We start from the raw sequence: 22,687 nt of genomic DNA on the forward strand, positions 1-22,687 counted from the left end.
AAGCGATCGCTCTGGACGGCCGGAGGGCCTCGCGGTCTATCGGGGGTCGAACTCGTCGGCCTTCACGCTGTTGAGAAAGGCCTCCCACTCGGCGGGGGTGAAGAAGAGCTTGGGGCCGTTGGGGTCCTTGGAGTCCCGTACGGCGATCACGTCGGCGTGCCCGGCCTTGTGACCGGGGCCGTCGACAACGTCCTTGAGCTCCGCTACCTCAACGCATTCACCGCCGTTGTCGCCGGAGAAACTTGACTTGACCCACCTGACGTCACTCAGGTCCATTTTTCCTCTACCGCCTTCTGGATGAGATCGATGGACATGTTTATCGGTAACGCATCGCCCCGGATGACCTCAAAGCGCTCTACGGCCACGGCGACGTCTTCTTCGTCGCTGGTAGTTATACCGCGTACGGCCGTCTCGGCATACAGGACGTCTTTCCCTCCATCCAGAGTCGCGATTACGAACCCACCCATCAACCCCGAGTGCATTCCGTGAGGAACCACCTGCACGCTTAGACGAGACCCGATCTCCGAAAGCAGACGGTTCAACTGCTCACGCATCACCTCGGAGCCACCCATCGGACGGTAGAGAACGGCCTCGTCGATCACGCATCGAAGAGCAGGTGGCGGCGGGTTCTCACGAGTGAGGATGGACTGACGGTCCAGGCGCGCTTCCACCGCAGCCTCGTCACCTCGAAGCAACACGCGAGCATATGCCTCAGTCTGCAGCAGTCCCGGGAACACCAGCGGCTGGTAGATCCGAAGGGTGATCGCCGCCTGCTCCTTGTCCCGCCACTTGCCGAACCATGCAGGGAAGACTCTTCCTTTTCTCCAGTCGAGGAGGCGCAGAAGCGCTCCTCCCGTCTCAAGTGCCGTGTCACAGATCTCGGCGAACTCAGGGCTGGCCGGGAGTTGGCCGGTCTCCACTCCGCTGATGAGGGACTCGCTGAAGTGGATCCTCTCGGCGAGCTGCCCCTGGGTGAGGCCCGCTTCCTTGCGGTAGTGACGCAGTTCCCTGCCCCAGATCGCCTGAGGTGTGTAGACGTTGACCACGATGCCCTCCTTGCCGGAATTCAACGGCGATGGCGCGATCCCCGGAGCTTGCTCCTGGTAATCGTTTCGCCACCAAGAGTAGCCATGACTTGGCATTCTGAACACACGAAATCCGAGAACAGGAGGAGAATCCATGGACGAGGCCGTCAAGGCGAGCGTGGCACTGACCGAATATCGTCACACGCTCGATCCCGCCGTTTCCATGCTGGGCGAGAAGTGGATACTCCGTACGGACAGAAGCGTGGCGTCCGTCCGCCGATTCGTGCGTGACACGGCGGCCGACTGGAACGCGGCGGAGGACGTCCCGGAAATCGCCGAACTTCTGGTCTCCGAACTCGTCACCAACGCCATGACCCACGGCACCTCGCCCGTTCCCCCCGCGTTCCCCATCCGCGTCACTGTCGGCAGAGAAAAGGAGCTGATGACGGTCGACGTCTACGATTCCTGCACCGCGATCCCGCGCATGCGCCGGACGTCCCCGATGGAAATCTCAGGCCGGGGTCTCTCCATAGTCCAGGACCTCGCCCATGACTGGGGCTGGACGCTCAACCCCTTCGGAAAATCCGTGTGGTTTCAGCCGGCGGCATGGCCCTGAGAAGCGAGAGTGCGGGAGGCACCCCGGCTCCCCCTCCACTCCGACGGAACCATACGAGGAGCGTCGGCGGGACCGTGCGGGGAGTGCGCGCTCACCGGTTCCCTGGCTTCGGTCCCGCCCGGGGCCTGTTTCCCTCCGGCAGTGCGGTGACCGGGAACGTTCACCGGGTCGGGCACCGCCCACCAGTGCTGATCCGCCCCACCCCACCGCTCGCCGTACCGGCGCCAGGAGAGTCACGGACACGCGGCGAAGGTGAACACGGTGAAGCCAAACGCAGCGAAGGTGGGTGGTCACCGGAGAGCCGAGGAGGCAAGGTCCGTTCCCGCCGGTCTCCGCCGGTGACGATGCGAGGGGCGGCGCCGGAGTGGTTCGGCATCGGGACTTCGCGAGCGGCGGGAGGTCCGGAAGGTCCGGAAGGCAAAACCGGCAACAGCCGATAACCACCTTCATCGCCTTTTGCAGGAAATATCATCCATTTCATAGATTTTGGGAATTTTTCCCTTACGATCGCTGTCCTGGGACCCCTGTCGGGCGACGGCCCGAGAAGTGAATCCCCGTCGCCGAATACCGCACCGAATCACGTTTCCGCAGGACCGAGGCCTGAAGTCCCTGCGCAGAAAGGATTTCGATGACTGTTCGTTCCAAGGCGCGCCGGAGTGATCCCCCCATGTCACCTTTCTCCCTTCTGAGGTTTTCCATGGCGATTCAGCGGGGGGCTCGTACGTGAGGCCGGAGTTCCATCTCACGCTGCCCGCCGAGGACGGCACGGGCGCGTTTCCCGTGCTGCCGGGATTCGTCACGGACGTACGGCCCGGCACGGCGGGGCCGTACGAGCGGCTGGCCAGGGTCGGCAGGGCGGCCGAGCTGGCGGGGATGGGCGGGGTGCTGGCGCCCTTCGATCCGGCGGGACAGGATTCGCTGATCGTGGCGGGCGCCCTGCTGCGCGACTCTCGCCACATACGAGTGGCGGCGGAGTTCCACGCGGGGATCGCGACCCCGGTGTACGCGGCCAAGCTGTCGGCGTCGCTGCAGCGCTTCTCCGGCGACCGTCTCGACTGGCGGCTGGCCGTCGACCTCGATCCGCGGGTGGCCCGCTCCCAGGGCGACTTCTTGGAAGGGGCGGAGCGGTACAGCCGCGCGGAGGAGTTCCTCACCGTGGCGAAGGGGGTCTGGCACGAGGAGGACTACGGCTTCGCGGGGCGCTTCTACGAGGTGCTCGGCGGCGGGCTGCTGTTCCCGCTCTCCGGCAGGCCCTTCCCCCGCGTCCAGCTGTCGGGCACCTCGACCGAGGCGCTGGCACTGTCGGCCCGGCACGCCGACCTGCACGTCTTCGACCTCGCGGACAACCTCGACGCGGTGATCGGCGAGCTGCGCGCGCTGGCCGGGCAGGCGGGCCGCGACCTGGAGTACGGCCTGCGGCTGCCGGTGCTGGCCAGGGAGGACGACGGCGAAGCGCGCAGGGACGCCCTGCGGTCGTGGACTCTGCGCTCGGGCGCCCCGGAGACATTCCCCGAGCCCGACCCGCGGACGAGGCTGTGGCACGGTTTCGGCGGACCGGGCCTGGTCGGCTCCTACGAGAGTGTCGCCGCCGCGATTCGCGGCTATCTCGACAGGGGCGTGTCCGCGTTCTTCCTGGAGGTCGAACCACACCTGGAGGAGACCTACCGGCTGGGCGAGCACCTGCTCCCGCTGTTGGCGAAGGAGATCCACAATGCCGGTTGACTTCTACTGGCGGATGGCCATGGAGGGTGACCAGCCGTCGCTGCGCAGGAAGGGCTCGGCGAGCCGGGGCGGCTTCGTGCCCGACACCGCAGGCGCGCTCGCGCCCGGGATCAGGGACGGCCGCCCCGACGGCTACAGCCACATCGACTATCTGGGCGAGGTGGCTCGGGCCACGGAGACGTCCGGGTTCGTCGGGGCGCTGCTGCCGTCCTTCCCGCACACCGACGACCCGTGGGCCGCCGCCGCGGCGCTGGCCCGCGAGACCGGCACCTACCGGTTCATGATCGCCTTTCAGCCGGGTTTCCTGCATCCGGTGCAGGCGGCGCGGATGACGGCGAGCCTGCAGCTGGCCACCGGCGGACGGACGGTCTACAACATCGTCTCCGGCGGCGGAGGACCGCAGCAGCTGTGGTGGGGCGACAAGGTCGACCACGACGACCGCTACACCCGTACCTCGGAGTTCCTCGACGTGCTCAAGGGCGTCTGGCACGCCGACGGTTCCTACGACTACAAGGGCCGCTTCTACCAGGTGGAAGGCGGCGGCCTGCCCGCCTCGCTCGCGGGCCAGCCGTTCCCCGAGATCTTCTTCTCCGGCTCCTCGAAGGCCGCGATCGAGGCGGCGGGCAGGCACGCCGACTACTACCTGTCCTGGCTGGAGCCCCTTCCCGCGCTGGCCGCGAAGTTCGACCAGGTGCGCGAGCACAGCGCGGGCATCGGCCGTACTCCGAAGTTCGCCGTCCGGCTCGACGTGCTGGCCAGGGAGACCGAGGAGGAGGCGTGGGAGGAGATCAGGCGCGGCTGGGCACAGCCGGGTCCCGCGGCCACCCCGGCTTTCATCGGCCTGGGCGACTCCGTCGGCTGGCGGCGCGGCCAGGACCTCGCGGCGGACGGGAACGGCGCGGGTGAGGATGACGCGCACCGCGTGCCGGAGGTCTCGCCCAACGTGTGGGGCGGGTTCCACGTGCTGCGCGCGGGGCCGGTCTTCGGCCTGGTCGGCGACTACCGGCAGGTGGCCGCGCGGCTCGACGAGCTGATCGGGCTCGGTGTCGAGGCGTTCGTCCTGGGCGGGGTGCCGCATCTGGAGGAGGCGTACCGTGTCGGCGCACACGTACTGCCGTTGCTCCGCGGCGGTGTCGTCGCGCAGGAGCCACTCCGGTAGCACCGGGACGACGCGCAGGCGGCGGAGCCGTCTCGGGACACCCCGAACCCGGCCTCGAACGGCTCCGCCACCGGCCTCGAGAAACAACGGAACAGCCGTTGACGCCAAGAAGTCGATCTTGATCGCCCGGCACGGCCTTCCATGATGTGCGTCAGCCCATCCGGGGTCGCCGTAGCGCTGACCGAAAATCGGGCGGATATGGACTGACAGCCCACCGGGCAGACATGTTCCGAATGATTTACCGGTCAGCGCTACGGCGACCCCTTTACGGTTAACCGATGGATCGAAGCGCAGGTTCGCGAGTCACAGGCCTTCCGGCGGGCCGAAAACGCCATCGCGAGACCAGCGACCGGCTCATCCGGACAACCACGAGGATAGACCGTAAGGGAATTATGGCGAACCTTTTAACCGCACAATTCGTGAAAGTGTTTAGCGGAAAGTAGTTTCACTGAAAAGCCTGGCGCCGACCCCCCACTCTGCCGTTTACTCCAGATGTTTCCCGGGTCGAAGATTTCGGCCCGAGCGAAGGGAGCAGCTCGTGCATCAAAAGCACAAGGGAAGGCATTCCGGATGGCGGCGGCTGATCGCCCTGCTGATCGGCGCGGTCGCCGTGTTCGGGACGGGAGTGTCGCCCGCGAGCGCCTCCGTCCCCGGCACTTCCGTTCTGGGCGCCTCGACGGCGGCACTACGCGACTTCGACGCGGTCACCACGGCCAACGAGCGGAACGTGTGGAAGCACATGGCGCTGATCGGCAGCCAGTACGTGATCTTCAACGACCGGGGGATCATCGAAGGACCTGCCAGCATCCAGGCGAAATGGCCGTTCCTGCCCGAGCAGTTCACCCATGACGTCGACTCGGCGGGCATCGCGTTCAGCGGCCCGGGCTTCCGCTGGCGGCACACCTGGACCAAGGGCAACCAGGCGATCGTCTTCGAGGACAGCGGCATCGTCACCGGTCCGATAACGATATCGTCCCCGTACGACGGTCTCAGCGACTACAACGTCCCAGGATCCTACCTGGCTTACCATATGGCGGTTCGCGGAGAGAATTACGTGTTCTTCCAGGGGTACGACTACCAGGCGCCGTCACGACCGCTGTCGTATTTCTCCTTCCTGCCGGAACGCTTCAAGCGCGACCTCGACGACGTGTCGCTCGAAATCGAGGGCAGCACGGCGAAGTACAGCTTCTACCAGGGTAACGAACGTATTATCTTCGACCAGAACGGAAGGGTGTTCGAACTCGCCAACCTCGACGCCAAGTGGCCGTTCCTGAACTACTGGCGTTCCACCGTCTGACCGTTCTCCACATGAGTTGTCCGTGAGCGGGCGGCCCGGCCACCGGTCGGGCCGCCCGCTCCGGGGCGCCGCGAGCACGCCCGGCGCCCCCGGGGCATCGCTCGAACGGAGAGCCGTGACACTCGCCCACGACGACGCGCGGCACAGCGACGATGCGGATTCGAGGCCTGAGCGACAACGGAGCCGCCGACGGCGATAGCGGATCGAAGAGCAGGTCGATCTCCTCCGGTCTGGTGACGTCTCCCGGGACGGCCAGGACGTCGCCGCCGATCGACCTGGCGGCCCGGCGCAGGCTCCGCTCGTCTCGTCCTGCGATGGCGACGCCCGCGCCCTCCCGATGGAACCGTTTCGCCGCGGCCAGGCCGATGCCGCCGTCGCCGCCCGTCACGACGGCCACGTGGCCGTCAAACCTGCCCATCGGCGCCCGCTCTCCATGTCGCGAGCCGGGAACACCACATTGTCCGCCGGGGGCACCGCCCGCCACCTACAAGCATCACGCCGGCAACGCAGAGATTTCAGTTGCCATGATGCAAGTGAATGGAGCTGGTTGATGCTCGGCCGCCCCCAGGGACCGCCGGTCGTGTTCGAGCATGAGGGCTGCGGCGGGCGGATCCACCGGCACCTCGGGTGCGAGGCGTGCGCCGCCGCACCCGCACCGGCCCAGGTCAAGGCCAGACAGGGCCCGGGCGCGCGGGCCGTCCAGACATGATCCAAAGACACCCCCGCCGCACGGCGAGGGCGCGCCACGGCGAACAGGCCGTGAGCGGCATCCACACCGGGAGCGGCGCGCCGGGACGTACGGATGATCGTGTCGGCCATGGGAGTCCGGACTCCGACGGCGGTCAGAGGTCCCGGGCCGGGCACCGCGACCTCCCTGACAACCCACGATCAGGAAATATCACTCCACTTCCCACTTTTGTGAACTTTTGATATATAAATAATGAACAAATAATTGCAAGGCCGCCTGGAGGGCAGGCACTACCCGCCAGCGCAAGCCCTACGCCAAAGTTTCCCGGCACACACACCGAGAAGAACAGCACCGTACATTTGGGTGAACACTCAGATCACGCCTCGGAGCTGGACGAACGCCCCCCACGGGCCTCCGGCGCCGGAGGCGGGAAGTGGCGGGAATCACACGCGCCGCGCGGCGCCACCGCCCCCGGTCACCCTGAGTGATCGAAGCCATGACCAGCTATAACGTCAAAAGTTAAAAAATGCCGGAATAGCAGGTGTTCTAGGATCGTTGGATGACGACGGCAACGAGTGGCGTCACAGGGAGCCACACCCGGCGAGCGTAATCCGACGCAAGCCCACGGTCGTCTGACTGGAGAGACCTTGCATCCGATTACGGTGGAAATCGAGCACGCCCCGACACAGGTGAACGCCCCGATACGGGCGATCTTCACGGGAGGGCCCGCCGCACCTCCCCGGACCCTGATCGACATCCTAGAGGAGACCGTCCGGCGTCATCCCCATGCCGCGGCCCTCGACGACGGGCGAACCCGGCTCGACTACACCGGCCTGCGCGCCCAGGTGAACCGGATGGCGGATGAGCTGCGGAAGGCGGGCGTCGGGCGCGGCGACTGGGTCGGGATCCGGGTGCCCTCGGGCACCGTCGAGCTCTACATCGCGATCCTGGCCACGCTGACCGTGGGCGCGGCCTACGTTCCGGTGGACGCCGACGACCCCGAGGAGCGGGCCGAGCTGGTCTTCGGCGAGGCGGCGGTGAGCGCCGTCATCGGCGAGGGCGAGAAGATCACGGTCTTCGGCACCCTGGGCGGCACCTGGGAGCCCGATGCGGACCCGCGTCCCCGGCTGGACGACGACGCGTGGATCATCTTCACCTCGGGATCGACGGGCAAGCCGAAGGGTGTGGCGGTCTCCCACCGCAGCGCGGCGGCGTTCGTCGACGCGGAGGCGAGCCTGTTCCTGACCGGTGACCCGCTCGGGCCCGGCGACCGGGTGCTGGCCGGGCTTTCTGTGGCGTTCGACGCCTCCTGTGAGGAGATGTGGCTGGCCTGGCGGTACGGCGCCTGCCTGGTCGCCGCGCCCCGCGCGCTGGTGCGCACCGGCATGGACCTGGGCCCCTGGCTGATCGAGATGGGCATCACGGTGGTGTCCACGGTGCCGACGCTGGCCGCGCTCTGGCCGGTCGAGACGCTTGACGACGTCCGCCTGCTGATCTTCGGCGGCGAGGCGTGCCCGCCAGAGCTGGCCGAGCGGCTGGCCGTACCGGGGCGGGAGGTCTGGAACACCTACGGGCCGACCGAGGCGACCGTGGTCGCGTGCGCGGCCCCGCTGACCGGCGAGGGCCCGGTGCGGATCGGCCTGCCGCTGACCGGATGGGAGCTGGCCGTCGTCGACGGGAACGGCGAGCCCGTGCCCATGGGCGAGACCGGCGAGCTGGTCATCGGCGGAGTCGGCCTGGCCCGCTACCTGGACCCGGCCAAGGACGCGGAGAAGTACGCCCCGCTCGGCTCCCTCGGCTGGGAGCGGGCCTACCGCAGCGGCGACCTGGTGCGCGCCGAACCCGAGGGACTGCTGTTCGTCGGGCGGGCGGACGAGCAGATCAAGCTGGGCGGGCGCAGGATCGAGCTGGGCGAGGTCGACGCCGCCCTGCAGGCGCTGCCCGGGGTCGCGGGCGCCGCGGCCGCGGTCCGCACCACAGGCGGCGGCCACCAGCTGCTCGTCGGCTACATCGTGCCCGGCGAGGGGTTCGATCAGGCCGACGCCAGGGACCGGCTGCTCGAGGCGCTGCCCGCCGCGCTGGTCCCGCGCATCGCGCTGATCGGCGAGCTGCCGACCCGCACCTCCGGCAAGATCGACCGTAACGCCCTGCCGTGGCCGCTGCCCCGGCAGAGGAAATCGGACCAGCAGCCTGACGTCGACCCCTGGGTCACCGAGTGCTGGCAGAACGTCCTCGGCGACACCGAGGGCGACTTCTTCGCCGAGGGCGGCACCAGCCTCGCCGCGGCCAGACTGGTCTCCGCGCTGCGCACCCGCCATCCGTCCGTCACCGTCGGCGACGTCTACGACCACCCGACGCTGCGGCGGCTCGCCGCGCACCTGTCCGCGCTGGACGCCACGGAGATCGTGACGACGAAGCGGATCGTCGAGCCGATGCCGCGCCGCGCCGCGATCACGCAGGCGGCGCTCTCCGTGCCGCTGCTCACCGCGAGCGCGCTGCGCTGGATGGTCGGTCTGGCCGCGCTGGCCAACCTGGTCGCGCTGCCCGGGGTACCCACCCTCTCGTGGTGGTGGGTGCTGCTCGGCGCGGTCGCGTTCGTCTCCCCCGCCGGACGGATCACGCTGGCCGCGGGCACGGCCAGGCTGCTGCTGCGGGGCCTCAAGCCCGGCACCTACCCGCGAGGCGGGTCGGTGCACCTGAAACTGTGGTTCGCCGAACAGCTCGCCGAACGGCTCGGCGTGGCCGAACTGTCGACCGCGCCCTGGCTCACCCACTACGCGCGGGCGCTCGGCGCCCAGGTCGGCGCGGACGCCGACCTGCACTCCGCTCCGCCGATCACCGGCATGCTCAAGCTGGGCAAGAACGCCGCCGTTGAGCCTGAGGTCGACCTGAGCGGCTACTGGATCGACGGCGACCGGGTGCGCGTCGGCGAGATCAAGATCGGCGCCTCCGCCACGATCGGCGCCCGCACGACCCTGTTCCCCGGTGCGAAGATCGGCAAGAACGCCCAGGTGGCGCCGGGCTCCGCGGTCGCGGGCTCGGTCCCCTCCGGGGAACGCTGGGCCGGAGCGCCCGCGATCAGGATGGGCAAGGCCCGCCACTCCTCCGCGGAGCGGCCGCCGCGCTCTCCCCGTTGGGTCGCCGTCTACGGCCTGTCCGCGCTGGTCCTGAGCCTCGTGCCGGTGGCGGCGGCGCTGCCCGCGCTGGCCGTGCTGCTGCGGGGCGACGTGACCCTGTCCGGCCTGCTGTACCGGGTGCCACTGGCCACCGTCACCTGGATGGCGTGCACGGCCCTGGTGATCCTGGTCCTGGTCCGGCTGCTCGCGATCGGCCTGCGCCCGGGCCACCACGCGGTGCACAGCCGCCAGGCCTGGCAGGCGTGGTCGACGGGGCGCCTGATGTCGATGGCGCGGGTCTGGCTGTTCCCGCTGTATGCCAGCATGGCCACCCCCGCCTGGCTGCGCGCCCTGGGCATGAAGGTCGGCCGGGACGTCGAGCTGTCCACGGTGCTGGCGCTGCCGTCGATGACCTCCGTCGGGGACGGCGCGTTCCTCGCCGACGACACCATGGTCGCGCCGTACGAGCTGGACGGCGGCCGGTTCAGGGTCGGCCACGTGCGGATCGGCAAGCGCGCCTTCCTCGGCAACTCGGGAATGACCGCGCCCGGCCGCAAGGTGCCGAAAGACGGCCTGGTCGCGGTGCTGTCCGCAGCGCCGAAGAAGGCCAAGGCGGGCTCGTCCTACCTCGGCATGCCGCCGGTCGAGCTGCGCCGTACGGCCGAGGACGGCGACCGCAGCCGCACCTACGACCCGCCGTTCCGGCTGAAGGCCGCCCGCGCCGCCGTCGAACTGTGCCGCGCCGTTCCGGCGATGTGCACGGTCGCGCTCGCCGTGCTCGTCGCGACCTGCCTGCTGTGGCTGGCCGGATCGTACGGCTTCGCGGTCGCGGCACTGCTGAGCGGCGTCGTAATGCTCGGCGCCGGGGTGCTGGCCGCGGCGGTCACCACCGCCGCCAAGTGGGCGCTGCTCGGCCGGATCACGGTCGGCGACCGGCCGCTGTGGAGCTCGTTCGTGTGGCGCAACGAGCTGGCCGACAACTTCACCGAGGTGCTGGCCGCCCCCTGGTTCGCCCGGATGTGGCTGGGCACGGCGCCGCTGAACCTGTGGCTGCGCTCGCTCGGCGCGCGCGTCGGCAGGGGCGTGTGGTGCGAGACGTACTGGCTGCCGGAGATCGACCTGGTGACCCTGGGCGACGGGGTCTCGGTCAACCGGGGCTGCGTGTTGCAGACTCACCTGTTCCATGACCGGGTGATGAGCATCGATACTGTCGTTCTGCGGGACGGGTCGACGCTCGGCCCGCACGGGGTGGTGCTCCCCGCGGCGACGATCGGGGAGAACACCACGGTCGGACCTGCGTCCCTGGTGATGCGCGGTGAGTCGGTGCCGCAGGGGACCCGCTGGTTCGGCAACCCGATCGCGACATGGAACAAACGCGCATAGCAGGACGCAGCACGAAAGCACAGAGGAAACACGTGGTCCCGAGCACCCCCCGCCCTTCCTACTTCCCAACGCACGGCGACGACGGGTACCGGGTGGAGCACTACGACCTGTCCCTGGACTACCGGGTCGGGTCGAACAGGCTCGGCGGGGTCGCCCGGCTCTCGGCGAGGGCGCTGCGGCCGCTCACCCGCGTGTCCCTGGACCTGGCCCCCTTCCGGGTCGACGGGGTGCTGGTCAACGGCAGGGCGGCGCGGTTCGTCCACCGTGGCGGCAAGCTCCATGTCACCCCGAGGGTGCAGGGACGGCTCGGTCCGGGACCCTTCACCGTCGAGGTGCGCTACGCGGGCATCCCCCGCCCCGTCAACAGCCACTGGGGGGACCTGGGCTGGGAACAGCTCAGCGACGGCGTGATCGTGGCCAGCCAGCCGATCGGGGCCCCTTCGTGGTTTCCCTGCAACGACCGGCCCGACGACAAGGCCGCCTACCGGATCTCGGTGACGACGGCCTCGCCCTACACCGTGGTCGCCAACGGCGAGCTGACCGAAAGGCGGCGGGCCGCGTCGGCGACCACGTGGGTCTACGAGCAGGCCGAGCCGATGGCCTCCTATCTCGCGAGCGTCCAGATCGGCCGCTACCAGCAGGCCGAGATGGGGGCCAGGATGCGGCTGGCCTTCCCCCAGAAGCTGGCGGGAAAGGTGCGCAACGACTTCGGCAGGCAGAACCAGATGCTGGCCGTCTTCAGCGAGCGGTTCGGCGCCTATCCGTTCGGCTCGTACACCGTGGTCGTCGTCGACGACGAGCTGGAGATCCCGATCGAGGCCCAGGGCATGTCGATCTTCGGGGTCAACCACGTGGACGGCAGGCGCGGCGAGGAGCGGCTGGTCGCCCACGAGCTGGCGCACCAGTGGTTCGGCAACAGCCTGACGATCGCCGACTGGCGTGACATCTGGCTACACGAGGGCTTCGCCTGCTACGCGGAGTGGCTCTGGTCGGAGGCCTCCGGTGAGGAGCCCGCCGACCACCACGCGGTGCGCTGGCACCGCCGCCTCTCCGCGCTCCCCCAGGACTTCGTGCTCGCCGATCCCGGGGCGCGGCGCCTGTTCGACGACCGCGTCTACAAGCGCGGCGCGCTCGCCCTGCACGCGCTCAGACGGGTCCTGGGCGACCTCGCGTTCTTCGCGCTGCTGCGCGAGTGGACCACGACGAACCGGCACGGGACCGTCACCACGGAGAAGTTCCTCGACCTGGCGCTGCAGTACACGACACGCTCGTTCGACAGGATCTTCACCGCCTGGCTGTACGGCTCCCGCCTCCCGCCGCTTCCCTGACCGGGACGCGGCAAAGCCCCTGGGCGCTCACCGCACGGCGGGTGAGGCACTTGCCCGCGCGTCCGGTCCCGCGGCCGGATAACCTGCCGTCGGACATCCCGCCGCCGGCGACAACGAGGTGGAAACGTGGCCACTGACGAACATGGCCGGGACGAGGAGACGAGGACGGGCCCCCGCGTCGAGGATCTGCTGCGCGAGCTGGCTCCGCAGGTCCTCGGCGCGCTCGTCCGGCGCCACGGGCAGTTCGACGCGTGCGAGGACGCGGTGCAGGAGGCGCTGCTGGCGGCGGCCGTGCAGTGGCCGCACGAGGGCGAACCCGCGAACCCGAGGGGCTGGCTGATCACGGTCGCCTCCCGCAAGCTGACCGACGAGTGGCGCAGCGAGCAGGCGCGCAAGCGCAGGGAGGTCACCGCCGCGACCCACGTGCCGGCCGACGAGTCCGTGACGCCGAGCCCCGGCGACGAGCAGCCGCCCGGCCAGGACGACACGCTCACCCTGCTGTTCCTGTGCTGCCACCCCGCGCTGACCGCCGCCTCCCAGGTCGCGCTCACCCTGCGCGCCGTCGGCGGCCTGACCACGGCGCAGATCGCGCGTGCCTTCCTCATCCCCGAGGCGACCATGGCCCAGCGCATCAGCCGGGCCAAGCAGCGCATCAAGTCCACCGGCATCCCGTTCCGCATGCCGCCCGAGGACGAGCGGGCCGACCGGCTGCGGGTGGTCCTGCACGTGCTGTACCTGATCTTCAACGAGGGTCACACCGCGACCTCCGGCCCCGACTTGCAGAGCGGCGAGCTGACCGGGGAGGCGATCAGGCTCGCCCGCGCCGTCCACCAGTTGCTGCCCGCCGACGGCGAGGTCGCCGGGCTGCTGGCCCTCATGCTGCTCACCGACGCGCGGCGGTCCGCGCGCACCGGCCAGGACGGCGCCCTGATCCCGCTCACCGAGCAGGACCGGGGATTGTGGAACCGCACGTACATCGAGGAGGGCATCGCGCTCATCACGAACGCGCTGGCCCGGTCGACGGTCGGCCCCTACCAGCTCCAGGCGGCGATCACCGCGATCCATGTCGAGGCGCCGAGCCCCGAGGGCACCGACTGGCCGCAGATCCTCGCCCTGTACGAACTGCTCTCCCGCATCTCACCCAACCCCGTGGTCACGCTCAACCACGCGGTCGCCGTCGCGATGGTGCGGGGTCCCAGGGCCGGGCTCGCCCTGCTGGAGACCCTGGACGCCGACGACCGGCTGGCCGGTCACCATCGCCTCGAGGCGGTCCGCGCCCATCTCCTGGAGATGGCCGGTGACCGGGAGGCCGCCCGTTCCAGTTACCGGGTCGCGGCGCGCCGTACGACCAGCCTGCCCGAGCAACGCTACCTGGAGACCAGGGCCGCCCGGCTGGCGCAGGAGAGCGTCTAGAGGGAGCCGATCGCTATCGTGGGCGGATGCCCGCCGCCTTCCTCACTCGCCTGCCCCCCGCTCTCCGCGATCGCCTGCCCGCCGTGCTGGCGGCCGTCGCGACCGTCGCCGGCGGGCTGACGGTCCGCGCGGTGACCGGCGGCTGGTTCGGCAAATACGCCGGGGACGCCCTCTACACCGTGCTCGTCTACGCGCTGATCCTGGTCCTACGGCCACGCCTGGCGCCGGGCAGGACCGCGCTCTGTGCCCTGGCTGTGAGCTGGGCGGTCGAGTTCGCCCAGCTGACCCCGGTGCCGGCCGCGCTCTCCGAGGCCAGCGTGCTGGCCAGGCTGGTGTTCGGCAGCACGTTCGGCGTCGCCGACCTGGTCGCGTACGCCGCCGGAGCCGCCCTGGCCTGGGCGAGCCACACCCTCGCCCGCCGTGCTTCCCCATCCGCGCCCGTCACGGGGTGAGCCCACCGGAACGAGGCACACCGTACCGGCGCGGCCAGGCCGTACCATGTGTGGACCATGCCTGAAGGACACACCATTCATCGGCTTGCCGGACTGCACCGGCAGATGTTCGGCGGCGGGACGGTCAACGCCGAGAGCCCGCAGGGAAGGTTCGCCGCAGGGGCGCTCCAGATCGACGGGCGGGTGCTTGGGGAGACTGACGCGCACGGCAAGCACCTGCTGCTCGGCTTCGACGACGACCGCTGGCTCCACATCCACCTGGGGATATACGGCAAATACACCTTCGGCCAGACACCGCCGCCCGCCCCGACCGGCGTGGTACGGCTGCGCCTGAGCAACGCCGATGAGTACGCCGACCTGCGCGGCCCCAACACCTGCGAGCTGCTTGACCCGGCGGAGAAGAAGGCTCTGCACGGCAGGCTCGGCCCCGACCCACTGCGCGCCGACGCCGATCCCGACCTGGCTTGGCGGCGGATCGGCCGCAGCCGAACCGCCATCGGGATCCTGCTGATGGACCAGTCGATCGTGGCGGGCGTGGGCAACATCTACCGTGCCGAGGCATTGTTCCGGCAGGGAGTGGATCCCTCCCGCCCCGGGCGTGACCTCACCCACGAGCGGTGGACGGCGATCTGGGACGACCTGGTGCTGCTCATGTCCGACGGGGTGCGCGTGGGCCACATCGACACGGTCAGGCCCGAGCACACGCCGGAGGCGATGGGCCGCCCGCCCCGCGTCGACGGGCACGGCGGCGAGGTCTACGTCTACCGGCGTTCCGGCATGCCCTGCTTCCTGTGCGGCTCTGAGGTCAGGGCCGGGGTGCTGTCCGGCCGCAACCTCTTCTGGTGTCCGGGCTGCCAGACCGGGTGACCGGGGGCGTCCGCCCGTGGATCCGCCGGGGACGGCACCGCGCACGGGTGACCGTGACAGGTCGTCACGGTCACCCGTCGCGACCGTCGGCGCCGGTGCCCTGGATCGTCGATCCCCCGCCGGGCCTATTCGAAGGCGACGCCCTTGTCGGGGCAGACGCCGACGAAAGGCCGGTCCGGCAGGTAGGTCCGCCATTCCGGTTCGCTGAGAGTCCTGCCGGTGAGGGCGCAGATCGCCGCGAACGGATCTGACGGGATGCCCGTTTCCCAGAGCTGGACGGTGCCGTCACCGGAAAGGGCCGTCAGGGTCGCGCCGTCCTGGCTGAACGCCACCGCCTCGACGGAGCCGCCGCGCCCCTTGAGCGTGACGGAGGCTTCGCTCCCCTCGCTCGTCCCCACATTCCACAGCCGAACGGTGCCGTCCTTGCCCGCGGCCGCCAGGACCGTGCCGTCCTGGCTGAACGCCATCGCCTCGGCGGGACCGACCTGCTCCTTGTAGGACGATGTGTGCGTCCCCGTTCCCCACAGCTGAAGAAGGTCGTCGGCGCCGACGGTCGCCAGACTCTCACCGTCAGGGCTGAACGCCATCAGGTAAGCCCGGTAATCAGCCCCCAAGACGCTGGAGTCTTTCTCGCCGAGACCGGGAAGATCGGTGATTCCGGGTAAAGCAGAGGAGACGTCGTCGTTTTCGGACAACGGGAGATGGAAGCCCTCCGTGACGTCCCACAGCCACAGGGTGCCGTCCTCGTCGATGCTGGCCAGGGTGTCACGGTCCGGACCGGGTAGCACCGAATCATAGACGGCGATGTACTTGCCGCCCTTCGGGTCCGCGAGGATCTCGCCCAGGCTGGAGAAAGGGCTGTGCTCCCTGAGCCTCTTACCGATCGGGCTGCGGGTCTCCACATCCCACAACCGGGCGGTGCCGTCGCCGCCCGCGGTGGCCAGGGTCGTGCCGTCCGGACCGAACGCCACATCGGAGACACGCCCCCTGTGTGTTTTGAGCGGTCCGCCGAGCCGCCTGCGGGTCCTCGTGTTCCACAGCCGGACGTCGCCGTGACGATCGCCGACGGCGAGGATCTCACCGTCCGGGCTGAGCGCCACCGACGAGCGGCCCTTGACGGCGGCCCTGAACGGGGCGCCCTTCGGCTGACGGGCTTTCGTGTCGTACGACAGGACGTTGCCGGACAGGTCACCGATGATCAGGGTTCCGCCGTCCTGGCTGAACGCGATCGACGAAAGACCTCCGGCATGGAGCTTGAGCGAGTCGCCGACCTGCCGGTGGGTTCTCGTTTCCCAGAACCGGATCTCATCGCCGTTGTCGCGGTTGAGGACGGCCAGGCGTGTGCCGTCCCGGCTGAGGGCCGTCAGCGGATGGGCTCCGGTGGAGGTCGCGGGGAGGGTGAACGACATGTCGCCTTTCTCCCTGCCGGCCGTCACATCCCACGACCGGACGGTGAGCCCCTCGGTGGCGGCGGGGCTCGCCGACCCGCTGTCCGGGCCCGTGCCGGTGGCGCCACCGGCGACGGTGGTCAAGGTCCGTCCGTCCGGGGTGATCGCGACCGCCGAGACGGGCCCGGCAGCGGCCTTGAAGCGCTGTTCCACCCGCTGCCCGGCCGTCGTGTCCCACAGCTGGACGAACCCGTCGTCGCCCGCGACGGCCAGGGTCCTGCCGTCCGGGCCGAACGTCAGGTTCCCGAGACCGTTTCCCGTGAGGGAGCCCGCGGCTGGCTTACCGGTTCTCGCGTCCCACAGCTGGACGGTGGCGCCGAGGCCGGTGGAAACACGCGTGATGGCCAGGGTCGCGCCGTCCGGGCTGAACGTCACCGCCCGGACGTCGCCACCGGCCTCGTTGGGCGGGCCGCTGACCGGCCTGCCGGTCCCGGTATCCCACAGATGGACGCCACCGGTGTTCCCGGTGGCCAGTGTGCCGCCGTCCGGGCTGAGCGCCATCGCGCCGACGACGCCGACACGCTTGTCCAGGAGGGGGCGGAGCGAGGTGGCCAGGGCGGCGAGCATGCCACGGCGGGTCTCGGGGCCCCGAGAGAAATGGTAGGCGGTCGCGGCGAGCTGGCCGGACAGGATCGGATCGGTATCGACCAGTGATTCACTCCTCATGATCAGATCCTGGGAAATGGCCTTCTTCGAGGCCTGCGTAAGAACCTCTTCCGACTCCCGCGGAACAGGCTCCGCACCCTGGCTTCCGGCGTTTCCTGCCCCTCCCTCAGGGCCGGTTTCGCCGTTCGTGCACGCGGCGATGCCCATGGGGGACAGCAAGCCGACCGTTATGAGGATCGCGGCGGCGACGCGGCCGCCGTCAAGACGCCCGCTCCGCGGGGCGACCCGTGCCTGTCCGGGTAAGAGGGCTGCCGCCCGGCGCTTTCGCTGCCCAGTCATGAGGTTCATCATGAAGCCGGAAAGCAACAATATAAAGTAAATCCAGAAAAACAGCGGCCGTCACGTGAAGAAAAACAAAAGACCGGCCAGTTCGACGATGAATCCGCACCGGATAGTTATCGGCCATATACGGCTCCGGCGGCTCCCGCTATTTCCGCGCACCGGTAAACGCTCTCACCGTTTTGTCGCGACTGCGCGACGGATTCGGGGCCGTCGGTCGCGCGCGGTCAGAGCAGGCGCAGCGCGGCCTCGACGGAGGCCTGGCTCGCCGGGACCAGGGGGAGGCGGACCGAGGCGGTGGGGATGCGGCCCTGGGCGTGCAGCACTCCCTTGATCACGGTGGGGTTGGGCTCGGCGAACATGCTCGCGGACATGGCGGACAGGCGGTGGCCGAGGGCGCGCGCGTGGGCGACCTCGCCGGAGCGCCAGGCCTCGGTCAGCTCGACGAACCGGCCGGTGTGCAGGTGGGCCGAGGCGAGGATGCCGCCGGAGCCGCCCAGGGCCAGCAGGGCGGAGAAGAAGGGGTCGTCCCCGGCCAGCACGGCGAAGTCTTCCGGCAGGTCCGCCAGGAGGGTGACGGTGTCCTGGTCGACGCCGCCGACCGCGTGCTTTACCCCGGCGACCATGGGGAGTTCTCCGAGGCGGCGCAGGGTCGCGGCGCCGACGGACTGCCCGGTCCGGTAGGGGATGTTGTAGACCACGATCGGCACCGGGGTCTGCTCGGCCAGCGCGGTGAAGTGGGCGAGCACCCCGGCCTCTGAGGGGCGGACGAACGACGGCACGGTGACCAGCGCGCCGGTGACCTCGGGCCAGGCCTTCAGGGCGCGCAATGCCTCGGCGGAGCCGCGGGTGTCGCTCGACCCGGCCCCGACGATCAGCTCCGCCGACCGCTCCCGGCACACCTTCGCGCACACCTCGACGACCGCCCGCCGCTCCTCCTCCGCGAGCATGGCGACCTCGGCGGTGGTGCCGAGCGCGACCAGACCGGCCGCGCCGTCCTCGATCGCGGCGTTCGCGAGGTCCTCGAGCGCGTCAAGGGCGATCTCGCCGTTCTCGGCGAACGGGGTGATCAGGGGAAGGTAAACACCACTGAGAGTCATGTTCCCAGCTTCGCGGCCGACGACCATGCAGGTCCAGTTCCGTTTTCTTCCGAGACCGTTAAGCTGAGCTGATGCTCGACGTGCGACGCCTCCGCCTGCTCCGCGAACTCTCCTACCGGGGCACGATCGCCGCGGTCGCCGAGGCCCTGATGTTCACCCCGTCCGCGGTCTCCCAGCAGCTCGCCGCGCTGGAGCGGGAGGCGGGGGTCGCGCTGCTGGAGCGGACGGGCAGGCGGGTGGTGCTGACCCCCGCCGGGACCGCGCTGGTCAGGCACGCCGAAGCCGTGCTCGAACGGCTCGAGCAGGCCACGGCCGAGCTGGCGACCGCCCGCACCGGCCTGGTCGGGACCATCAGGATCGGCGCCTTCCCGACCGCGACCCGCACCATCCTGCCCGCGGCCCTGGCCACTCTCGGCCGCGACCATCCCGGTCTCGAGCCGATGGTCGACGAGATCGACCCCGCGGAGGTCGCCCCCCGGCTCAGAGCCGGTGACCTGGACGTCGCCTTGATCCACGAGTACGACTTCGTGCCGGCGGCACCCGACCTCGCGCTGGACACCGAGCCGCTGCTCGAGGAGCCGATGTACCTCGCCTCCGGTGACGACGGCGACTCGCTCGTACGGCGCCGCGACGCCTCCTGGATCGTGTCGAAGCCAGGCACGCTCTGCTATGAGATGACCGTGCGAGCCTGTCAGGCGGCCGGGTTCGCCCCCAGGATCCGTCACCACATCGACGACTTCGCCGCCGTGCTCGCGATGGTCTCAGCGGGCCAGGGAGTCGCGCTCGTGCCCGAGCTGGGCGCGGCCGACCCTCCGGGGAACGTCCGACTCACCGAGCTGCCGATGCGGCGCCGTACGCAGATCGCCTTCCGGCGGGGAGCCGCGGCCCATCCGGCGCTGGCGGCCTTCACTGAGGCGCTGCGCTCGTCGATCTCCCGCTGAGGGCCACCCCTCCAGCACGACCCCGTTCTCCCGTGTGGGGATAATACAAGGCAGGCAATCTAAGCTTTACGCCTTTGGAACAGAAGGCTCTGAAACCAATCGGGTTAACGGATAACGGAGCGTGATAGTGGACGCGATGGACTGGACACTCCTGGCCGAGTTGCAAAGCGACGCTCGGCTGTCCTACAGCGAGCTCGCCCGGCGGGTGCACATGTCGGCTCCGGCCGTCGCCGAGCGCGTCCGGCGGCTCGAGGAGACAGGCGTGATCACCGGCTATCACGCGCGGGTCAACCCGGCGCTGGCGGGGCGCGGGGTGGCCGCACTGATCAGGATGTCGTGCTACGGCCCGCGCTGCGTGCTCCGCGACGAACAGGCGCTGGCCTGGCCGGAGATCCTGGAGGTGCACCGGGTGACCGGTGACACCTGCTGCCTGCTCCGGGTCGCCGCCTCCTCCATGACCGCCTTCGAGGAGCTGATCGACAAGCTCGCGCCGTACGGTCATCCGTCGAGCATGATGGTGCTGTCCAGCCCGGTCCCCTGGCGTCCTCTCTCCCCCTCCCAGGACGGCTGACCGCCCGGCGCCCTCCGCTCCCGCCTCTCCCCCGTGGGCGTTCCCACGCCCGGCGCCGCGCTATGACCTGCGGTCGGCGATCACTCCGGCGGTGGCGCGCCAGATCGGGGAGGCGGGGTCGATGACGTCGAAATGATCGCCCGACATTTCCAGATATGTCACTTCATCTCCGGACTCATCGGCGGCGCGTGCGTAGCGGCGGCTCACGTCGACCAGGTCGAGGTCGTCACCGCTGCCCTGCACGACGAGCTGAGGCACCCTCAGCGGAAGACGCTCGAGCGGGCTGGAGCGCCGGTAAATCTCCGGCACCTCGGTGACCGTCCCACCGAGGGCGCCCGCGACGGCGCCCGAGCTGAGATACCTGTGGTTCCCCTCGACCAGGTCGAGGACTCCGGCAAGGGAGACGGCGAGGGTGACCCGGGGGTCGTCGGCGGCGGCGCGGAGGGCGAGCTGCCCTCCCGCGGAGTGGCCGATCACCACGAGGGGGCCGGACGCGCTCTCGGCGGCGAGCGCGACTCCCTGGGCGACGTCCTCGGTGATCGCCGCCCAGCCATGCAGGTCGGGGGTGCGGTATTCGAGGTTCCAGGCGGCGAACCCCCGCTCGGCCAGGTCGATGCAGAGCGCGTCCATCAGGTCGGCCCCCCAGACGGAGCGCCAGTAGCCGCCGTGCACGAGCACCGCGACGGGCGGCTGCCCCTCGCTCTCGCGCGGCAGCCGTACCTCGGCCCACTGGCCGGGCTGCTCGCCGTAGGCGACCCTGCGCGCGGGATTTCGCAGCCGGTGCACGGCGTGCCGGATCGCCCAGGTCAGCCCGCCGACACCCCGCCCGTGCAGATGGGCGACCGCGGGTTCCCCCGGCTTCCCGGTCACGGGGGATGCGGCCTTCGTGAGGTCGAGCCAGACCGCGCCGGGGTGCTCGGGGATCAGGCTCCGCACTTCGGGATCCGGGCCGGGGACGACGACCAGGGCGCCGGGGAACTCCAGCGCGGCCCGCAGGCCCGGCAGGTCGGGAGCCGGGGAGACCCTCCCGTTGACGCCGAGGGCCGCGAACTCACGATCGGCGACCTCGGCGAGCAGCCGGAGGTCGGCGACCAGGCCTGGACCGGTTACCACGAGCACGTTCAGGGCGGGAGAGATCATCCGCTCATTGTCCTCCATCGGGCCGCCTGAGAAGGCTACGGTGTGCACGCGGGCGCCCAGGCGCGTACCCGTGCCGCCCGGGACCGCCGCGGCGGAACACCAGGCAAATTCGGGTGATCTTAGCGGAGGCGGTCACTTCCGTCACCCCCTGTCGGCCGATCTTTCCGCCCGGCGGAACTGAAGCGGGTATCTGATGGCATTTGTTATCTATGGGATAGTTGTCATGCGGAACAATCTCTAGCGGCGAAACTTCTGAGGCGTTAGCGTCTGCGCATGCGTCACGTTGATATCTCCGGCAAGAGGCTCCGCCTGAGGGAAGTCACCGTCGACGACGTGGACGCGCTGCATGCCGTTTACGGCGACCCCACGGCGACGGAGCACCTGCCCTTCGACCCTCGTACCCGCGAGGAGGTCGAAGGGATCGTCGCCGAGGCACTGCGGGCCGCCGACGTCGAGCCGCGGCGGCTGTACGTCCTCGCGGTGACCGACGCGGGGGACAGCAAGACCATCGGCGTCGCCAGGCTGCACATCGAGCACGACCACCCGCACAGCGCGGAGATCGGCATGGGCCTGCGCCCCGACCACTGGGGCAGGGGCATCGGCACCGACCTGGTCCGGCTGATCCTGGTGTTCGGTTTCCGGCATCTGCGCCTGCACCGCATCTGGGGCGCCCGCTCCCCCGCGAACACCGCCGCCCAGCTCACGATGCTGGTCGCCGGGATGGTCGAGGAGGGCAGGATCAGGCACCACGTGCGGGCCCGCGGCGCCTGGCGCGACTCCGTCGTCCACTCGGCGATCGAGGACGAGTGGGAGGGCTACCGGGACGTCTGAGGAGAGGCCCTGACCGGCCCCGGCCCGTGGGCGGTTCCCGCCGCATAGGCTGATGCGAGCCAGCTCAGCCGACAGACGGGGACACATGGACACGGGGCTGACCTTCCGCCTGTTCGGCGCCTTCGAGGTCGCCGACGCCGCGGGGCGCCCGTTCGACCTGGGCACCCGTAAGCAGCGCGCCGTACTGGCGATGCTGGCCCTTGAGCCGGGCCGGGTCGTCCCGCTGGACCGGCTGATCGACGAGCTGTGGGCGGGCGAGGCGCCCTCGGGGGCGACGGGCACGCTCCAGGCGTACATATCCCACCTGCGCAGGGTGCTCGAGCCTGAGCGCAGGCCCCGGACCCCGCCCAGGCTCCTGCTCACCCGCGAGCCCGGCTACCTTCTCGCCGTCGCCCCCGGCCAGGTCGACCTGACGCGCTTCACGGCGTGGGCCGAGGACGGAGGCCGTGCGCTGGCGCGGGGAGAGCACGGCGAGGCCCGCAGGGTGCTGGAGCGGGCGCTGGCCCTGTGGCGAGGGAACCCGCTGGAGGAGTTCGCCGCGCTCGAGTTCGCCCGGCCCGTGGCCGCCAGACTCGCGGAAGTGCGGGTCGCGGCCGTCGAGGACCGGTTCGAGGCCCTGATGGCGCTGGGCGAGGGCGCCGCGTG

At 70.1% G+C, this 22,687-nt stretch carries 19 protein-coding genes and 1 pseudogene; 14 read left to right on the forward strand and 6 right to left on the reverse strand.

What is annotated here, in order from left to right:
• Nucleotides 1-36: 36 nt before the first annotated feature.
• Nucleotides 37-276: a DUF397 domain-containing protein gene (locus AB0395_RS41730; protein ID WP_366291809.1), complete on the reverse strand. Its 240-nt coding sequence runs from the start codon at nt 274-276 to the stop codon at nt 37-39.
• Nucleotides 267-1,046: a helix-turn-helix transcriptional regulator gene (locus AB0395_RS41735; RefSeq protein WP_366291812.1), complete on the reverse strand. Its 780-nt coding sequence runs from the start codon at nt 1,044-1,046 to the stop codon at nt 267-269. Before AB0395_RS41735 ends, AB0395_RS41730 begins: the two co-directional genes overlap by 10 nt.
• Nucleotides 1,047-1,179: 133 nt before the next feature.
• Here AB0395_RS41735 and AB0395_RS41740 point away from each other — a divergent pair, with 133 nt between their 5' ends.
• From AB0395_RS41740 to AB0395_RS41755, 4 genes are all read left to right on the forward strand, one after another.
• Entirely contained in the window at nt 1,180-1,641 is a 462-nt protein-coding gene (locus AB0395_RS41740; RefSeq protein ID WP_366291815.1) for an ATP-binding protein, read from the forward strand.
• A 723-nt stretch (nt 1,642-2,364) separates the two neighbouring features.
• Nucleotides 2,365-3,363, forward strand: a complete 999-nt coding sequence (locus tag AB0395_RS41745) for an LLM class flavin-dependent oxidoreductase (protein ID WP_366291818.1) — start codon at nt 2,365-2,367, stop codon at nt 3,361-3,363.
• Entirely contained in the window at nt 3,353-4,522 is a 1,170-nt protein-coding gene (locus AB0395_RS41750; protein ID WP_366291821.1) for an LLM class flavin-dependent oxidoreductase, read from the forward strand. The genes AB0395_RS41745 and AB0395_RS41750 overlap by 11 nt, the downstream gene beginning before the upstream one ends.
• Nucleotides 4,523-5,060: 538 nt before the next feature.
• On the forward strand, nt 5,061-5,819 hold the full coding sequence (locus AB0395_RS41755; protein ID WP_366291824.1) for a hypothetical protein: 759 nt from the start codon (nt 5,061-5,063) through the stop codon (nt 5,817-5,819).
• On the opposite strand, the gene AB0395_RS41760 is transcribed toward AB0395_RS41755, so the two are convergent.
• The gene (locus AB0395_RS41760; RefSeq protein ID WP_366291827.1) at nt 5,731-6,237 is read right to left on the reverse strand and encodes an SDR family NAD(P)-dependent oxidoreductase; all 507 of its coding nucleotides are present in this window, start codon (nt 6,235-6,237) and stop codon (nt 5,731-5,733) included. The genes AB0395_RS41755 and AB0395_RS41760 overlap by 89 nt on opposite strands.
• Nucleotides 6,238-6,369: 132 nt before the next feature.
• Between AB0395_RS41760 and AB0395_RS41765 the strand changes: the two genes are divergently transcribed.
• The 6 genes from AB0395_RS41765 to AB0395_RS41790 all read left to right on the forward strand — a co-directional run bounded on the left by AB0395_RS41765 (nt 6,370) and on the right by AB0395_RS41790 (nt 15,066).
• The gene (locus tag AB0395_RS41765) at nt 6,370-6,528 is read left to right on the forward strand and encodes a hypothetical protein (RefSeq protein ID WP_366291830.1); all 159 of its coding nucleotides are present in this window, start codon (nt 6,370-6,372) and stop codon (nt 6,526-6,528) included.
• A 641-nt stretch (nt 6,529-7,169) separates the two neighbouring features.
• Nucleotides 7,170-11,006: a Pls/PosA family non-ribosomal peptide synthetase gene (locus tag AB0395_RS41770; RefSeq protein WP_366291833.1), complete on the forward strand. Its 3,837-nt coding sequence runs from the start codon at nt 7,170-7,172 to the stop codon at nt 11,004-11,006.
• 32 nt (nt 11,007-11,038) lie between these two features.
• A complete protein-coding gene (locus AB0395_RS41775) occupies nt 11,039-12,334 on the forward strand; it encodes a M1 family metallopeptidase (RefSeq protein WP_366291835.1) in 1,296 nt (431 codons plus the stop codon).
• Between the two features lie 126 nt (nt 12,335-12,460).
• Nucleotides 12,461-13,747, forward strand: a complete 1,287-nt coding sequence (locus AB0395_RS41780) for a DUF6596 domain-containing protein (protein ID WP_366291838.1) — start codon at nt 12,461-12,463, stop codon at nt 13,745-13,747.
• A 26-nt stretch (nt 13,748-13,773) separates the two neighbouring features.
• A complete protein-coding gene (locus AB0395_RS41785) occupies nt 13,774-14,199 on the forward strand; it encodes a DUF2809 domain-containing protein (RefSeq protein ID WP_366291840.1) in 426 nt (141 codons plus the stop codon).
• 57 nt (nt 14,200-14,256) lie between these two features.
• On the forward strand, nt 14,257-15,066 hold the full coding sequence (locus AB0395_RS41790; RefSeq protein ID WP_366291843.1) for a DNA-formamidopyrimidine glycosylase family protein: 810 nt from the start codon (nt 14,257-14,259) through the stop codon (nt 15,064-15,066).
• 125 nt (nt 15,067-15,191) lie between these two features.
• On the opposite strand, the gene AB0395_RS41795 is transcribed toward AB0395_RS41790, so the two are convergent.
• Both AB0395_RS41795 and dapA read right to left on the reverse strand, forming a co-directional pair.
• Complete coding sequence (locus AB0395_RS41795) at nt 15,192-17,180, reverse strand: WD40 repeat domain-containing protein (RefSeq protein WP_366291846.1); 1,989 nt, start codon at nt 17,178-17,180, stop codon at nt 15,192-15,194.
• Between the two features lie 506 nt (nt 17,181-17,686).
• On the reverse strand, nt 17,687-18,559 hold the full coding sequence (gene dapA, locus AB0395_RS41800; RefSeq protein ID WP_366291849.1) for a 4-hydroxy-tetrahydrodipicolinate synthase: 873 nt from the start codon (nt 18,557-18,559) through the stop codon (nt 17,687-17,689).
• A 71-nt stretch (nt 18,560-18,630) separates the two neighbouring features.
• Here dapA and AB0395_RS41805 point away from each other — a divergent pair, with 71 nt between their 5' ends.
• Complete coding sequence (locus AB0395_RS41805) at nt 18,631-19,500, forward strand: LysR family transcriptional regulator (RefSeq protein WP_366291851.1); 870 nt, start codon at nt 18,631-18,633, stop codon at nt 19,498-19,500.
• Nucleotides 19,501-19,636: 136 nt separating this feature from the next.
• Nucleotides 19,637-20,071: an Lrp/AsnC family transcriptional regulator gene (locus AB0395_RS41810; RefSeq protein WP_366291853.1), complete on the forward strand. Its 435-nt coding sequence runs from the start codon at nt 19,637-19,639 to the stop codon at nt 20,069-20,071.
• A gap of 60 nt (nt 20,072-20,131) precedes the next feature.
• On the opposite strand, the gene AB0395_RS41815 is transcribed toward AB0395_RS41810, so the two are convergent.
• Nucleotides 20,132-21,211: an alpha/beta hydrolase gene (locus AB0395_RS41815; protein WP_366291856.1), complete on the reverse strand. Its 1,080-nt coding sequence runs from the start codon at nt 21,209-21,211 to the stop codon at nt 20,132-20,134.
• Nucleotides 21,212-21,484: 273 nt separating this feature from the next.
• Between AB0395_RS41815 and AB0395_RS41820 the strand changes: the two genes are divergently transcribed.
• Both AB0395_RS41820 and AB0395_RS41825 read left to right on the forward strand, forming a co-directional pair.
• Nucleotides 21,485-22,042, forward strand: a complete 558-nt coding sequence (locus AB0395_RS41820; RefSeq protein WP_366291858.1) for a GNAT family N-acetyltransferase — start codon at nt 21,485-21,487, stop codon at nt 22,040-22,042.
• Nucleotides 22,043-22,232: 190 nt separating this feature from the next.
• Nucleotides 22,233-22,616, forward strand: a pseudogene (locus AB0395_RS41825) (winged helix-turn-helix domain-containing protein); the annotation flags it as partial.
• Nucleotides 22,617-22,687 lie beyond the last annotated feature (71 nt).

Origin of the sequence: Streptosporangium sp. NPDC051023 (assembly GCF_040689595.1) — a bacterium.
In the GTDB taxonomy this organism is placed as follows: Bacteria; Actinomycetota; Actinomycetes; order Streptosporangiales; family Streptosporangiaceae; genus Streptosporangium.

What these genes read in the sequence shown, in the direction of transcription:
- AB0395_RS41785 (WP_366291840.1), top strand. Translation starts at nt 13,774, where the DNA reads ATGCCCGCCGCCTTCCTCACTCGCCTGCCCCCCGCTCTCCGCGATCGC.
- AB0395_RS41790 (WP_366291843.1), top strand. Translation starts at nt 14,257, where the DNA reads ATGCCTGAAGGACACACCATTCATCGGCTTGCCGGACTGCACCGGCAG.
- AB0395_RS41820 (WP_366291858.1), top strand. Translation starts at nt 21,485, where the DNA reads ATGCGTCACGTTGATATCTCCGGCAAGAGGCTCCGCCTGAGGGAAGTC.
- AB0395_RS41765 (WP_366291830.1), top strand. Translation starts at nt 6,370, where the DNA reads ATGCTCGGCCGCCCCCAGGGACCGCCGGTCGTGTTCGAGCATGAGGGC.
- AB0395_RS41750 (WP_366291821.1), top strand. Translation starts at nt 3,353, where the DNA reads ATGCCGGTTGACTTCTACTGGCGGATGGCCATGGAGGGTGACCAGCCG.
- AB0395_RS41740 (WP_366291815.1), top strand. Translation starts at nt 1,180, where the DNA reads ATGGACGAGGCCGTCAAGGCGAGCGTGGCACTGACCGAATATCGTCAC.
- AB0395_RS41730 (WP_366291809.1), bottom strand. Translation starts at nt 276, where the DNA reads ATGGACCTGAGTGACGTCAGGTGGGTCAAGTCAAGTTTCTCCGGCGAC.
- AB0395_RS41795 (WP_366291846.1), bottom strand. Translation starts at nt 17,180, where the DNA reads ATGAGGAGTGAATCACTGGTCGATACCGATCCGATCCTGTCCGGCCAG.
- AB0395_RS41760 (WP_366291827.1), bottom strand. Translation starts at nt 6,237, where the DNA reads ATGGGCAGGTTTGACGGCCACGTGGCCGTCGTGACGGGCGGCGACGGC.
- AB0395_RS41815 (WP_366291856.1), bottom strand. Translation starts at nt 21,211, where the DNA reads ATGATCTCTCCCGCCCTGAACGTGCTCGTGGTAACCGGTCCAGGCCTG.
- AB0395_RS41810 (WP_366291853.1), top strand. Translation starts at nt 19,637, where the DNA reads ATGGACTGGACACTCCTGGCCGAGTTGCAAAGCGACGCTCGGCTGTCC.
- dapA (WP_366291849.1), bottom strand. Translation starts at nt 18,559, where the DNA reads ATGACTCTCAGTGGTGTTTACCTTCCCCTGATCACCCCGTTCGCCGAG.
- AB0395_RS41805 (WP_366291851.1), top strand. Translation starts at nt 18,631, where the DNA reads ATGCTCGACGTGCGACGCCTCCGCCTGCTCCGCGAACTCTCCTACCGG.